Raw genomic sequence first — 14,191 nt, 5'->3', positions numbered from 1 at the left:
CATCCAGCCCACTCGCGAGCACCGATGCACGCACGATCACCAGCACACGCCCCCAGGCTCCCAGCCGGGGGCTTTTTCCATGTGTCCCATGGGTAGCCTCTCTGAGTCCTTACTCCTTCCTTTCCGGGAATGGGCATTCAATGAATGATTCCCCTTGTCGCCACATCGCATCCCGGTGACGCCTTGCGTGACGCCGCTCACCGAGGATGCAACGATGGGGCCATGAACACTTCATTGAATGACGGCCTGAGAACGCCACTGTGGACCCCCTCGGAGGACTCCATTCGTGGCTCGCGGATGTTCGACTTCGCCCGGTGGGCAGAACGCCGGCACGGGATCGAGCTCCCGGACTATCCCTCGCTGCACGCGTGGTCGGTGGAGCAGATGAACGAGTTCTGGCAGGGTGTCTGGGACTACTTCGACGTTGTGGCTTCCCGGCCGGGGGAACAGGCACTAAGTACCTCCGAGAACTCGGAGGCGGATACGGGGATGCCCGGCGCTCAGTGGTTCCCCGGTGCACGCCTCAACTACGCTGAGAACTCGCTACGGGCGGCCCGCACCCGGCCGGACGACGTCGCCATCATCGGGGAGCACGAATCACGTGCACCGAGCACCTGGACTTGGGGTGAGTTGGAAGCTCGAGTGGCCTCCGTGGCGCAACAATTGCGTGATCTCGGGATCGTCCCGGGGGACCGGGTGGCCGCTGTACTTCCCAACCTTCCGGAAACTGCGATCGCCATGCTGGCCACCGCGTCCGTGGGTGCCGTGTGGTCGGTGGTGAACACCGACTTCGGGCCGTCCGGGGTCGCGGACCGCTTCGCGCAGATCGAACCGCGGGTGCTGTTCGTGGTGGACGGCTACGAGTTCGGCGGGTCGCTGCGGGATATGACGGGGAGCTACGCCGGTTTGCTCGAGGTCCTGCCCACTGTGGAGCAACTGGTCGTGGTTGACCAACAACCGCGGGACAAGGTGGGCGCCCTGCCGGAGGGGTCGCTGCGCTTTTCCGAGATCAGCGGGCGCGACGTGACGCCGCGGTACGAGCAGCTTCCTTTCGACCATCCCCTGTGGATCCTCTACTCCTCGGGAACCACGGGTAAACCGAAGGGGATTGTGCATTCCCACGGCGGGGTGATCCTGGAGTTCCTGAAGGCCTTGGGGCTGCACGCCAGTCTCGGACCGGAGGACATCGCGTACTACGCCGTGGCCACCACGTGGATGGTCTGGAACATGCTCGTGGGCATCCTGCTCACCGGCTCCCGCATCATCACCTACGACGGTTCACCCGTGTACGGGGGACCGGAGAAGTCCCTCGAGCTGGCGGCGCGCAACGGGGCCACGTTCTTCGGGACGGGAGCGGGCGTACTGGCCATGATGCAGCGCGCCGGCGTGGTCCCCAATGTGAGCATGGACCTCTCCGCACTGAAATCGATCCTCGTGACCGGATCACCGCTGCCCGATGCCACGTGGGACTGGGTGTACGAATCCGTGTCCGACACGGTGCGTCTCGGATCCGATTCGGGCGGCACGGACGTCACGAGCGCGTTCATCGGCACGAACCCATATCAACCCGTGTACAAGGGCGAGCTCATGGGCCCGTACCTGGGAGTGGACGCCCAGTCGTGGGACCGCGAGGGACGGCGGGTGTACGACCAGGTGGGGGAACTCGTGATCACCCGACCCATGCCGAGCATGCCCGTGTTCTTCTGGGACGATCCGGACGGCTCCCGGTATCACGCGGCCTACTTCGACATGTTCCCCGGCGTGTGGCGGCAAGGGGACTGGGTCACCCAGCTCTCGGAGGGCCCGTTCGTGGTGCACGGGCGATCCGACGCCACGATCAACCGCGGGGGGATCCGGATGGGCTCGGCCGATCTGACCCATGTGGTGGACCAGGTGGACGGCGTGGCGGCGTCCATGGTGATCGGGGCGGAGCTCGCGGACGGGGACTACTACATGCCCCTGTTCGTGGTCCCGCAACCGGGCACGCGGCTCACGCAGGAGCTCGAGGAACGCATCGTGCGGGCCATCCGTGAGAAGATCTCCCCGCGGTACGTCCCGGACGAGATCATCGAGGCCCCGGCCGTTCCCCGCACCCGTACGGGCAAGCTGCTGGAGATCCCCGTCAAAAGGCTCTTCCAGGGCGCGGACCCGAGCAGCGTCAACCGCGCGACCGCGGAGGACGCCGAGGTCCTGGACTGGTACGCCGAAGCGGCCCGAAAGTACACCTCGGGGGCCTGACGGCGCAGGCCCCGTCCCCGGTGAACCGGGAGCGGGGCCTGCGGCATGGGTGGGTCGGATCAGGACACGATCTTGCCCGGGTTGAAGTTCGTTCCCGGATCCGCCGCGTGGAACAGCCCCTTCATGAGGGCCACACCCTCGGGGGAGACGTCCTGCTCCATCCACGGCTGGTGCTCCACGCCCACGCCGTGGTGGTGGGACAGGGTGGCACCCGAGTCCACGAAGGACTGCTGGATCGCGGACTTGACGATCTCGTACTCCTCGTACGGTTTCTCGTCGTCGAACACATAGGCGAACGTGAAGTACAGGCACGCCCCCGAGTGGTACGAGTGCGACATGTGGGACATGATCCAGCCGGTCTTGCCGATCCGCTCGTAGGCGCGCTGAGCGGCGTCGTACGCGGCCTTGTGGACCGTGGTCAGGCGCGACCACGGCGCGGCGGTTTCGGAGACGTCCCCCACCGTGTTCTGCTCGAGCAGGAAGTCGCGCAGGTGCGGGGTGTCGAACTTCTTCTGGTCGTAGAGCGCGCCCGGCCCCGACCCCAGGACGACGGCGCCCTGGGCCTTGGCGATCTTCGCGACGGCCTTCTTGCGCTCGGCGACGTCCTTGGGGGTGCCCTCGAAGCACACGTACGAAATGCACATGGCGTCCGTGTCCCACCCGCGCTTGCGCATCACGGCCCACAGGGCGTCCTGGCCCTTGGCGGCGAGCTTGCCCTTGACGGAGGTCGCGGCCTTCTGCGTGGCCAAGGAGAACGCGGTCTCGTGGGCGTCCGACACGCGGGCGAACGTGAGGGGGATCTCCGCCTCGGTATACTGGCGCACCGCGGTCAGGGCCTGCTGCCACGTGGGGAACATGTAGGCGATGACCTCGTGCTCCTGGGGCAACCGGTGCACCTGGACGGTGAGCTCGGTGATGATCCCGAGCCGGCCCTCAGAGCCGATAATCATCTCGCGCAGGCTGGGCCCGGTGGAGGTCGAGGGCAGGGAGCGTAGCACGACCGTGCCGGACGGGCGGACCATGCGCAGGCCGCGCACGATGTCCGCGATGTCCCCGTACTTGTCCGACTGCATGCCGGAGGAGCGGGTGGCTGCCCAGCCGCCGAGCGTAGAGTGGGCGAACGAGTCCGGGAAGTGGCCCAGGGTCCACCCGCGGGCGTTGAGCTGTTCCTCCATGTCCGGGCCCAGCACGCCGGCCTGGATGGTCGCGAGCCCGGAGGTCTCGTCGATCTCGAGCACCTTGTTCAACCGGCCCATGTCCACGGACACGATGCAGCGGGTCTCGTCCGCCTCGGCCTGGAGGCTGCGCGAGATGCTCGAGCCACCCCCGAAGGGGATCACCACGAGGTCGTGCTCCACGGCGGCGGTGAGGATCGCGGTGACCTCGTCCTCGGAGCCGGGGTAGACCACCGCGTCCGGGACACGCGCGAAATCATTGCGCAGTGTCTGCATCAGTTCCAGGACGGACTTGCCGGCCCAGTGCACGATGCGCAGTTCGTCGTCCACGGACACGTGCTCCGCGCCGCTGATCCCGCGCAGGACGGTCAGCACGTCCTCGGACACGGTGGACGCCGGGACCCGCGCCGTGGCGAAGTCCACGGTGTCCCGTTCGCGCGGCCGCAGGGACACCCCGATCGCGTTCTTGACGAACGGCGCGAAGGCCGGCTTGTTCTGGTAGTCGAAGAACACGCCTTCCTCGCCCCAGCCCCACCACTTCTGATGCTTCACGTGTGCCACTGAGGAACAACCTCTTTCCTGGGTCCGACTAGTCCTGGATTCTGTGCCGGTTCGCAGCGTACAGCGCACGCACCGCGGCCTCGATGCGCTCGTTGAAGCTGTAGGCGTTCTCGTTGCCCCGCGCTCGCAGGGGTGCACCCACGGCCACGACCACCGGCGGGCGGCCCCGGCGGGGCCAGCTCGTACCGCGCGGCATGGCCTCGTGCGCCCCGATCAGGGCCACGGGCACGACCGGCACCTGCACCGCCAGCGCCAATGACGCCGCTCCCACCTTGAACGGGGCCATCTTCCCGGTCTTCGAGCGGGTCCCCTCCGGGAAGATCAGTAGCGGGACACCCGCGGCCAGCAGCTTCTTGGACAGGCCCTTGTTCGCGCCCTCACCGCGACGATCCACGGGGAACGCGTTGAAGATCAGCTGCGTGAACAGTTTCTTGTGCCACGCGGTGAAGAAGTAGTCCGCGGCCACCCCGGTCGCGAGATCGCGGGAGATGTAGTGCGGCACGCCGCTCATCACGAGCGGGGCGTCCAGGTGGCTCGAGTGGTTCGCGACGACCACGCACGTGCCCTTGACCCCGTAGGCCGCGGGATCCACCACGTTGGTGCGGGTGATCGTGCGGTTGACGATCCCCCGGAAGAAGACGGTCTGGGTGATCCGGCGCAGTATCCGGCGCACGGGCTGGGTGTAGTGGGCCGCCGTGAGATCCGCCGACTCCGCCGGGGGAGCGGGCGGATCGGGTTCCTGCCGACCGGTGTGGCCCTCGAGGGAGTCCAACACGCGAGGGCGGGGCTCCGGGGTCGACCGAGGCGTGGATCCGGGGCGCTGGCGGGACGCGGCGCGCGGACGCCGGGCGGGAGTGCCGTCGTGCTGCGGGGAGGAATCCTGGGGTGCCATGGGATCAGGCCTGGAGCTCGCGGCGTCGGACGCTCGAGATCTGACGGGAGATCCACCGGACGGTGGGGCGCGGGAGGTGGCGCAGTGCGGTGACCATGACCTTGTAGCGCAGTGTGGGCACCGAGATCACCTTGCCGCGGGCCACGTCCGCGAGGGCCTCCTCCACGAGCCGGTCCGCGTCGAGCCACATGAAGTCGGGGATCGAGGAGCCGGTGATGCCCGCGCGGCTGTGGAACTCGGTGCGGACCCACCCGGGCAGCAGGGCGGTCACGTGGACCCCCGTGCCGTGCAGCTCCACGGCGAGCGACTCGGTCATGGCGGTCGCATAGGCCTTGATCGCGGAGTAGTCGCCCATGGTCACGCAGCCCGAGGTGGAGGTGACGTTGACGATCCACCCCGAGTGGCGGGCGGTCATGGCGCGGGCCGCAGCCCCCGAGAGTCGCGCGACGGCCGCGCACATGACCTGGAAACCGGCCTCGTGCTGGGAGAAGTCCTGGGCGGTGTAGGGCACCTTGACCGAGAAGCCCGCGTTGTTCACGAGCATGTCCACGGGACGATCGGGGTCCTCGAGCCGCTCGGCCACGTGCAGCAGGTCCTCGGTCTCGGCCAGATCGGCGGTCAGCGTCTCCACGTGGATCCCGTGTGCGGCGCCGAGCTCCCGGGCGGTGCTCTCGAGCCGTTGCGTGTCCCTGGCCACCAGGACCAGGTTGAAGCCTCTGCGGGCGAGGGAACGTGCGAACGCGGCACCGATGCCTGACGTCCCACCGGTCACGAGAGCGGTAAGCATGCCACTAAGATGCACTACGGTAGGCGTAGCGCAGCGTCCCCCGGCCCGGCGTGAGCGCCCCTCGGCGAGCCATGACGGAGTATCGAAGGAGCGTCCCGTGAGCCAGCAGTCCTACCTCGCCCGGCATCGCCAGGGCCGGCTCTACGGGCCCGTGGAACAACCGATCGTGCTGCGCTCGGGCTTCGACGTCAAGGACTTCACGTACCGCGCGCAGGGCAGCTTCCGACCCCAGCTGGACCTCGCCGCCTTCGACCGCGCACCCCTGGACCCGGCCGTGCTCGAGGACCTGCGCTACCTGCGGGACATGGAACGCTCCACCATGGGCCAGGTGCGTTCCGTGGTGGTCAGCTACACCAACAAGGAGTCGCGGGTCGCCGCGTTCCTGACCACGTGGGCGTACGAGCGGCACTGGATCGCGGACGCCTATCAAGCCGTCCTGGACGCCCACGGACCGCACGCCGGGGCTCCCCAGCCGCCCGAGCACTCGTGGGTCGAGCGGGTCGAGACCGCCCTGGACAACCTCTCGCCCATGGTGGACTCCGTGTGGACCAACTTCTCCGGGGAGGCCGTGGTCGCGGGACAGACCGCGCGCGGCTGGTCCCAGGAAGCGAGCACCCGCGCGGTCCTGCGGATGCTCGAACGCCGCGCCGGGCACCCGGAACTGTCCTCGCTGCTGCGGCGCGTGGCCGAGGTGAAGGCCACCCACGAACGCTTCTTCGCCGAGGAGACCACCGCGCGGGTCCGTACCGACCCGCGCGCCCAGCGCTTCGCCCGCGCCTACCTGACCTTCGCATTCCACCCGCTGCGGCCCGTGGGCCTGTCCCACGCCCACGCGCGCCGGTTCCTGCGGGACCTGGCGCCCACGGTCGCGCAGCGACGCGAACTGTTCGCGCTCGCGGACGAGCCCTTGCAGGCCACGCCGGGCACCGCGGGCAGCGAACCCCTGCGCCGGGCCGTGGAACGCGAGTGGCGACTGAGTCGATACGCTCCCCACCAGACCCTTTCACCCGCGTCGCGGTCGGCGCGGGTGGCCACCGCGCCCACGGCGCACCCGTTCCCAAGCACCGGAGGATCCCGTTGACCCAGACCACCACGACTCGCGTCCTGCTCACGGGGGCCACGGGCTTCCTGGGCCAGGCCGTCCTCGAGCGCCTGCTCTCCGGCTCGGACGACATCCACGTGACGGCGGTGGTCCGACCCAAGGGCACGCAGTCCGGTGAGGCGCGCCTGAGGCAGCTGTTGCGCAAGCCGTCCTTCAAGACCTGGCGGGACGCCGTGGGCCGGGAACGCGCTCAGGAGATCTTCGACGCCCGCACGAGCGTGCTCGAGGGCGACCTCACGGGGCTGCGGGAGATCGCGGAACCCTTCGACGTGGTGGTGCACTCCGCGTCCACGGTCTCGTTCGACCCGCCCATCGACGAGGCGTTCCGCACGAACGTGGGTGGCGCCGTGGGGCTCTACGACGCGCTGCGCAGCACGGGCCAGGACCCCCACGTGATCCACGTGTCCACGTGCTACGTGGGCGGGATCGCCAAGGGGTTGCGCCCGGAGGCCTCGGTGGATCACGACGTGGACTGGCAGGTGGAGTACGACGCCGCCGTCCGCGCCGCGGACACCGCCCAGGTGGAGTCCCGCTCACCCGAGCGTCTCGAGTCCTTCATCCGGCGCGCCACGAGCACGCGCGGCAAGGAGGGGCCCAAGTCCGTGGCCCGCGCCGCCGAGGAAGCACGCCTGGAGTGGGTGCGCTCCCGGCTCGTGGACCACGGCCGCACGCGCGCGCAGTCCCTGGGGTGGACGGACATCTACACGTTCACCAAGGCCCTGGGCGAGCGCGTGGCGGAGCAGAAGTGGGCCGGGGCCGGGCACCGGTTGTCGATCGTGCGCCCGTCCATCATCGAGTCCGCCCTGCGTCACCCCTTCCCGGGGTGGATCGACGGCTACAAGGTCGCGGACCCGCTCATCATGGCGTACGCGAAGGGCGCGCTGCCCGAGTTCCCGGGCCTGCCGGACTCGGTGCTGGACGTGATCCCTGTGGACTTCGTGGTCAACGCGATCGTGGCCCTCGTGAGGGAGGGGCACCGGGAAGCCAATGGGGCACCCACGCTGCGGGACGCCCAGGATCCGGCAGCGCGGTACTACCAGGTGTGCTCGGGGGCCTCGAACCCCCTGCCGTTCCACCAGATGTACGAGAGCGTGCGCTCGTACTTCCGCGAGCGCCCGCTCGAGGACTCCCATGGCAATCCCATCGCGGTGCCCGAGTGGAAGTTCCCCGCGAACAACTCGATGGAACGCGGGCTCGCGGTCAAGGAGAAACTGGCCGCCGCGGGGAGCCGATTGAGCTCGGTGCTGCCGGCCACGGCGCGCACACGCGAGTGGACCAATTCCCTGCACCGGATGCAGACCGGGCTGGGCTCGCTGCGCACCTACGTGGACCTGTACCAGAACTACACGCGCACGGAGATGATCTTCGACGACACCCACACGCGACAACTGGACCGCTCCCTGCCGCAGGGCACGCCCGAGGACCAGCACTTCGACGTGCGGGCCATCGACTGGCGGGACTACTGGCAGAGAGTGCACCTGCCCGCACTGACCGAGATGACCCGTGCGTACACCCGGGCCAAGGCGGCGTCGCACAAGCGGGCCGTGCGCAGTCGGGGACTGAACGAGGGCACGGACGTCGTGGCCGTGTTCGACCTCGAGGGCACCGTGGCCTCGGGCAACATCATCACCCAGTACGCGCAACTGCGCCGCCGGGAGCTGAGCCCGCTGCAGTGGCCCGCGGAACTCACCGAACTGTTCGGCAACGCCCCCACCTACATCAAGGCGGAACGGCGCGATCGGGGCGAGTTCATCCGGGCGTTCCTGCGCCGCTACGCGGGCGTGCCCGTGGCGCGGGTCGAGGAACTGATGAACGGGTCGCTCGGCCGGGTCGTGGAGAACAGCATCCGCCCGGGAGCACTCGAACGGATCGAGGAACACCGGCGTGCGGGGCACCGCACGGTGCTCGTGACCGGGTCCCTGGACCTGCTCGTGAGCCCCGTCGCTGAACTGTTCGACGACGTCGTGGCCGGGCGGATGGACCAGGTGGACGGCGTGCTGACCGGGTACCTGGCGGCCCCGCCGCTCGTGGATGAGGCCCGGGCGCAGTGGCTCAAGCGCTACGCGCAGGACCACGGCCTGGACCTGAGCCGCTCGTACGGGTACGGGGACTCCGTGGCGGACGTGAGCTGGTTGTCCCTCGTGGGCCACCCGTACGCGGTGAACCCCGACCTGCCCCTGTACCGGCGTGCCAAGAAGGCCCATTGGCCCGTAGAGGACTGGAGGAAGGTCTGAGTCATGGCGTTCAACATCGACAAGTTCGCGGAGACCTCGGCGCGGGTCAAGTGGTCGGACCTGGACATGGACGAGTTTCTGACCAACCCGCTGTCCGAGGACTCGCTGCGCTGCCTGCGCTACATGTGCGACGTCGAATACCACACCGTGTGCTACATGCGGGACATGCTCGTCACGCCGTCCCACCAGGACCAGGACGTCTCCACCTTCATGACCATGTGGAACCGCGAGGAGTACTGGCACGGTGAGGCACTCGCGGAGGTGCTCGGGATGCACGGGATCGTGGTGGACTACGACGAGATCAAGGCCAAGCGCATGAAGCTCGGCTGGTCCGAGTCGCTCAAGCCTCTCAAGCAGTCGCTGCTGTCCAACATGGTGGGCGTGGACTTCATCGCCACGCACATGGCGTGGGGCGCGGCCAACGAGTGGTCCGCCGTGGCGGCCTACCGGCGCATGGCGTCCCTCGAGAAGCACCCGGTGCTCGCGGTGCTGCTGCAGCGGATCGCCCACCAGGAGTCCCGCCACGTGGCCTTCTACGCGACCCAGGCACGACGCCGCCTGGAAGCGTCCCGCAAGGCCCAGCGCCTCACGCGCTTCGCCCTGCGCAAGTTCTGGGCCCCCGTGGGCTCCGGGGTCATGGACGACCGCGAGGTGGGCCACGTGATGCGCCACCTCTTCGGTGGCGGGGGCGGGGCCCACGAGATCGACCGGTTGGACGCGAACATTGCCAGACTGCCCGGTATGGCGGGACTGCAGATCTTCCGCAGGGCCACGGCGCCGGCCCGTGAGGCGCCCGTCCGGGACACCGTCCCCGCCTGATCATGAACGCGCACCCCGCTGGTTCGCGATCCGCGTCCGCGCCCGAACGCGCCGACGCCGCTTCCGTGGACCCCCGCACGGCCCGCACCGATCGCAAGATCGTGGCGGGGGCGTTGCGCCTGCTCCGGGAGGGCGGGCCCCGGCGGGTCACGATCGAGGCGGTGTCCGCCCGCACCGGCGTGGCCAAAACCTCGATCTACCGCCGCTACGCCAACAGCACGCAACTGTTGGAGGCCGCGCTCGAGCACACGGTCACCGCGACCGCACCGCTGGCGCCGGACGCCACGTGGGAGCAGGCGCTCACCGCGGCCGTGGACATTCTCCTGCGGGACATGGGACTCGGCGTGGCCATCACCCTGCTGCAGGAACCACATTCGGCCACTGCGCAGGTGCTGCGGGCCACCGTGGTGCGCCCACGCTTGGATGCGCTGCGCAAACTGTTGCAACGGGACAAGGACCGGGGACTGATCCGGGACACCGTGGACCTGGACATGGTCGTGGATTTCATCCTGGGGGCGGCGTACGCGCACGTGGCGCGCTATGGCTCGCTGGACGAGAACTGGACCGCGCGGGTGCACCGCGCCGTCACGGACCTGATCACCACGCGACCCGCGGCGGACTAGAACACGTCCTTCTCGTCCGGGCGTTCGGTCAGGTAGGACTGCACGTAGTCCTGGACGGCGTCCTGCGTGGGGACGTCCTTGCCGGCCTTCTCCGACATGAACCAGCGGTGCTCGAGCACCTCGTGGATCATCTGCGCCGGTTCCCGTTTGCGCCGCAACTCGGCGGGAACGGCCGCCATGATGGGCACGAAGATCTCGCGCATCCACAACTGGGCGGTGAGGTCCTCGGGCAGACCGGGGTAGAGCGCGTGCCCGAACTGGTCGATGTCCGTGAGGATGCGCCGGGCCTGGTTCTCCTGGGTGTTCAACCCCGTGAGGTGCAACAACCTGCGCGCGTGGTGGCCCGGTTCCACGACCCGCGGGCGCAGGTGGACCTGACCAGACTCGTCCGCGTCCATGGAGGCCTCCTCCACGTCGAAGCCCAGGTCGTTGAGCCGTTGCACGCGCGCCTGGACCCGCCACCGGTCACCCACGGGGAAGATCTCGGTCGCGGTCAGCTCGTCCCACAGCCCGGTGTAGGTGTCCACGAGCCGTTCCGAGACCGCGAACGGGTCCACCGAGGCCGGATCCACCCCGGCCTGGGCCAGGCGCTGCTGCATGTGCTCCCCGGCCAGCAGGTCCATGACCTCACCGGCCACGTTGGTCCTGGCGAGCTCGATGTCGTACTCGCGCTGACCCCGCGTGAGCTGCGGGTGCAGTTCGCCGGTCTCGGCGTCCACGAGGTAGGCGGCGAACTCCCCGGCGTCGCGTCGGAACAGCGTGTTGGACAGGGACACGTCCCCCCAGTAGAAACCGGACAGGTGCAGTTGCACGATCAGGGACGCGAGGGCGTCCACCAACCGGTCGATGGTCCCCGGTGAGGGGACCTGCTCGAAGATCGTGCGGTAGGGCAACGAGAAACTCAGGTGTTCCGTGACGAGCGCGGCGGGCAGCAACTCGCCGTCGGGGGAGTAGCGGTCCGTGACCACCGAGTCCGGGACCACGGAGGGCGTGGTCATGCGTTGGAGCTTGCGCAGCAGCCCGTACTCGCGCCGGGCATAGTACTGAGTGGTCTCCTTGACCGCCACGACCTTCTCCCCGACCCGCGCGAAGCGCACCACGTGGCGCGAGATCCCGCGCGGGTACGCCGCGAGCACCTGCTCGGGCCAGTCCTCGAGGGGCGTGTCCCACGGCAGTTCCAGCAGGCCCGGCTCCGGGAAGGCCGTGTTGATGGAGACACCGCGGTGAGCGGGCGGGGGGCTCGGCGCCGCGGGCTCGGGGGACGGGGAGGCGGTCATGTCAGTTCATGCTAGTCACCGCACGGGCCCGCTGCCGGGCCAATTCCGTGAGCAGCCGGGTCAGTTCGTCCGGATCCGCCACGCGCCACGGGGCCGCGGAGTCCTTGGTGCCCACCTTGATCCCCACGTCGTGGGGTCCCAGGATCGCCATGGCGTCCTCGTCGGTGTCGTCGTCACCGGCAAAGACCGTGACCTGCGGGTGCACGGCCCCGCGGATGGCCGTGAGACCGTCCCCCTTGGTCGCGCTGAGCACCGAGCACTCGATGACCTGCTGACCCGGGGTCAATCGCAGGCCGGGCATCGCGGCATAGGCCTCGGTCATCTCGTCCAGCGCTCGCCGGGCGGTGTCCGGGTCCTCCATGGGACGCGTGTGGAAGGCCACCCCCGCGGGTTTGAGTTCCGCCCGTGAGCCCGGGTAGCGCTGCACGAACCCGTACGTCGCATCGATCGCCCGGTCCAGCAATGCCAACTGGTCCTCGGTCAGTTCGATCTCGGTGTCCGCACCGGAGCCGGGCGCGGCGCCGAGGTCCAGCTCCGCGCCGTGCGAACCGGAGAGCACCATGCGGCGCCGCGGGTCCACCACGGTGCGCAGGAACTCGAGGGGCCGCCCCGAGATGATCGCGACCGTGGTGCGGGGCAGTCCGGCGAGCGCGTCGAGCGCGTCCCGCGCGGCGGGCAGAGGCCGGGAATCCGCGGGGTCCTCGGTGAACGGTGCCAGGGTGCCGTCGAAGTCCAGGGCCAGCAACATGGTGTCGGCCGTGGCCGCGGTGGCGAGGGCGTCCGCGAGCGAGTCAGTCACGATCCGCTCCGGGCGTCGTGTCGGCCGCGGCGCCGTCGTCGCGCGCGGAATCCCGCCCGGGCGCGGCGCCCTGCTCGAGCTCCGGGGCGTGCGCGGCGAGGTCGTCGAGGAAACGGTGGGACCAGTCGACGACGTCGTGCGTGAGCACCTGCCGGCGCATCGAGGACATGCGCTTGCGGGCCTCGGCGTCGGACATGTCCCGCGCGTGCAGCATGGCGGACTTGAGCCCGTCGATGTCGTGCGGGTTGACGAGCACCGCTTGCTTGAGCTGCTCGGCGGCGCCGGTGAACTCCGAGAGCACGAGTCGACCCGAGCGGTCCTGCCGGGCCGCGACGTACTCCTTGGCCACGAGGTTCATCCCGTCCCGCAGGGCCGTGACGAGCATGACGTCCGCGGCGAGGTACAGGGCCACCATCTCCTCGAACGGGTAGCCGTGGTGCAGGTAGCGGACGGCGGTGTGGGAAATGGTGTCGAACTGGCCGTTGATCCGCCCCACCATGCCCTCCACGAGTTCGCGCAGTTGCCGGTAGGAGTCCACGCGCTCGCGCGACGGGCTCGCGACCTGGACGAGCACCGAGTTCTCCACGGAGATCTCCCCGTCCTCGAGCAGCTCGCCGTAGGCCTTGATGCGGTGCCGGATGCCCTTGGTGTAGTCCAGGCGGTCCACTCCCAGGAACACGGTGTCCGGGTTGCCCAGCTCCTCGCGGATCTCCCGCGCCCGGGCCTGGACCTGCGGGTCCGACGCGAGTTCCTTGATGGATTCCACGTCGATCGAGATGGGGTACGAGCCCGCGTTGATGGCCCACTCGGTGCTCTCGCCGTCCGCCGTGTCCTCGGAGAACCGGGCGCTGCCCTTGGTGAACTGCACCCCCAGGTACTTGCGCACGCAGCGCTGGAAGTTCTGGGCGTCCCCGGGGCGCTGGAAGCCGATCAGGTCCGCACCCGTGAGACCCTCCAGCACGGCCTTGCGCCACGGCAACTGGGAGTAGATCTCGGTGGGCGGGAACGGGATGTGGTTGAAGAACCCGATGGTCACGTCCGGGCGCAACCGACGCAGCATGCGCGGCACCAACTGCAACTGGTAGTCCTGGACCCACACCGTCGCACCCTGGGAGGCCGTCTCCGCGGCCCGGCGCGCGAAGCGCTCGTTGACGCGACGGTACGCGTACCACCACGTGCGGTGGAACTCGGGCGGCGCGATGACATCGTGGTACAGCGGCCACAGCGTGGCGTTCGAGAAGCCCTCGTAGTAGCGCTTGACCTCGAGCTCGGACAGGCTCACTGGCACGAGATGGAAGACGTCGTGGTCGAACGGCTCCAGCGTCTCGTCCGGGGCGCCGTGCCACCCCACCCACGCGCCGTCGCGCTGGGCCATCACGGGTGCCAGGGCGCTCACCAACCCGCCGGGGGAGCGGCGCCACGTGCTGTTGCCGTCCTCGTCCACGTCCCGGTCCACGGGAAGGCGGTTGGACACCACCACGAAGTCGTAGCCGTCCTGCGGGACGGGCACCTTCTCAAGAGACTGGTCTGCGGACATGATCGCTTCCTTCCCCGGGGCGGCTGTTCACCCCCATCCTAAGTGTGCGTACCACCGGCACCGGGGGAGAAGTCGCCGCCGGGACGGGAGCACGACGCCGCGCCGGTGCGGGGCGGCCGCGACGGGGCCCGAGCGGCATCGTCCCCG

At 69.3% G+C, this 14,191-nt stretch carries 11 protein-coding genes; 5 read left to right on the top strand and 6 right to left on the bottom strand.

Annotated features, from left to right (window positions below; all coding sequences use genetic code 11):
• Window positions 1-222: 222 nt before the first annotated feature.
• The gene (locus ACW9PK_RS02940) at window positions 223-2,238 is read left to right on the top strand and encodes an acetoacetate--CoA ligase (RefSeq protein WP_085107067.1); all 2,016 of its coding nucleotides are present in this window, start codon (window positions 223-225) and stop codon (window positions 2,236-2,238) included.
• 59 nt (window positions 2,239-2,297) lie between these two features.
• Here ACW9PK_RS02940 and ACW9PK_RS02935 read toward each other — a convergent pair whose 3' ends face one another.
• From ACW9PK_RS02935 to ACW9PK_RS02925, 3 genes are read right to left on the bottom strand one after another with little or no spacing between them, the layout of a single operon-like run.
• On the bottom strand, window positions 2,298-3,974 hold the full coding sequence (locus ACW9PK_RS02935; protein ID WP_368844417.1) for an FAD-binding oxidoreductase: 1,677 nt from the start codon (window positions 3,972-3,974) through the stop codon (window positions 2,298-2,300).
• A gap of 28 nt (window positions 3,975-4,002) precedes the next feature.
• Entirely contained in the window at window positions 4,003-4,866 is an 864-nt protein-coding gene (locus ACW9PK_RS02930) for a lysophospholipid acyltransferase family protein (protein WP_240505691.1), read from the bottom strand.
• Between the two features lie 4 nt (window positions 4,867-4,870).
• The gene (locus tag ACW9PK_RS02925; protein ID WP_064846610.1) at window positions 4,871-5,653 is read right to left on the bottom strand and encodes an SDR family NAD(P)-dependent oxidoreductase; all 783 of its coding nucleotides are present in this window, start codon (window positions 5,651-5,653) and stop codon (window positions 4,871-4,873) included.
• 97 nt (window positions 5,654-5,750) lie between these two features.
• Between ACW9PK_RS02925 and ACW9PK_RS02920 the strand changes: the two genes are divergently transcribed.
• Genes ACW9PK_RS02920 through ACW9PK_RS02905 form a run of 4 tightly spaced genes read left to right on the top strand, consistent with a single transcriptional unit; the run spans window position 5,751 to window position 10,431 of the window.
• On the top strand, window positions 5,751-6,734 hold the full coding sequence (locus ACW9PK_RS02920) for a hypothetical protein (protein WP_457016411.1): 984 nt from the start codon (window positions 5,751-5,753) through the stop codon (window positions 6,732-6,734).
• Window positions 6,731-8,989 carry an HAD-IB family hydrolase gene (locus tag ACW9PK_RS02915; protein ID WP_457016410.1) on the top strand — a complete coding sequence of 753 codons (2,259 nt, stop codon included), beginning with the start codon at window positions 6,731-6,733 and terminating at the stop codon, window positions 8,987-8,989. The genes ACW9PK_RS02920 and ACW9PK_RS02915 overlap by 4 nt, the downstream gene beginning before the upstream one ends.
• Before the next feature lie 3 nt (window positions 8,990-8,992).
• A complete protein-coding gene (locus ACW9PK_RS02910) occupies window positions 8,993-9,808 on the top strand; it encodes a ferritin family protein (RefSeq protein ID WP_064846613.1) in 816 nt (271 codons plus the stop codon).
• 2 nt (window positions 9,809-9,810) lie between these two features.
• Entirely contained in the window at window positions 9,811-10,431 is a 621-nt protein-coding gene (locus ACW9PK_RS02905; RefSeq protein WP_064846614.1) for a TetR/AcrR family transcriptional regulator, read from the top strand.
• Here the strand turns inward: ACW9PK_RS02905 and ACW9PK_RS02900 are convergent.
• Genes ACW9PK_RS02900 through ACW9PK_RS02890 form a run of 3 tightly spaced genes read right to left on the bottom strand, consistent with a single transcriptional unit; the run spans window position 10,428 to window position 14,044 of the window.
• Entirely contained in the window at window positions 10,428-11,708 is a 1,281-nt protein-coding gene (locus ACW9PK_RS02900) for a DUF4032 domain-containing protein (RefSeq protein WP_144998624.1), read from the bottom strand. The two genes, ACW9PK_RS02905 and ACW9PK_RS02900, sit on opposite strands and share 4 nt — an antisense overlap.
• Before the next feature lies 1 nt (window position 11,709).
• Window positions 11,710-12,507, bottom strand: coding sequence for a trehalose-phosphatase (gene otsB / locus ACW9PK_RS02895; protein ID WP_457016409.1), 798 nt, complete (start codon window positions 12,505-12,507; stop codon window positions 11,710-11,712).
• On the bottom strand, window positions 12,500-14,044 hold the full coding sequence (locus ACW9PK_RS02890; RefSeq protein WP_457016408.1) for an alpha,alpha-trehalose-phosphate synthase (UDP-forming): 1,545 nt from the start codon (window positions 14,042-14,044) through the stop codon (window positions 12,500-12,502). The genes otsB and ACW9PK_RS02890 overlap by 8 nt, the downstream gene beginning before the upstream one ends.
• Window positions 14,045-14,191: the final 147 nt, after the last annotated feature.

Source organism: Kocuria sp. MNB10 (assembly GCF_054073685.1).
The sequence above is the reverse complement of the archived record's forward strand: the minus strand, read 5'-3'. Positions and strand labels throughout refer to the sequence as shown.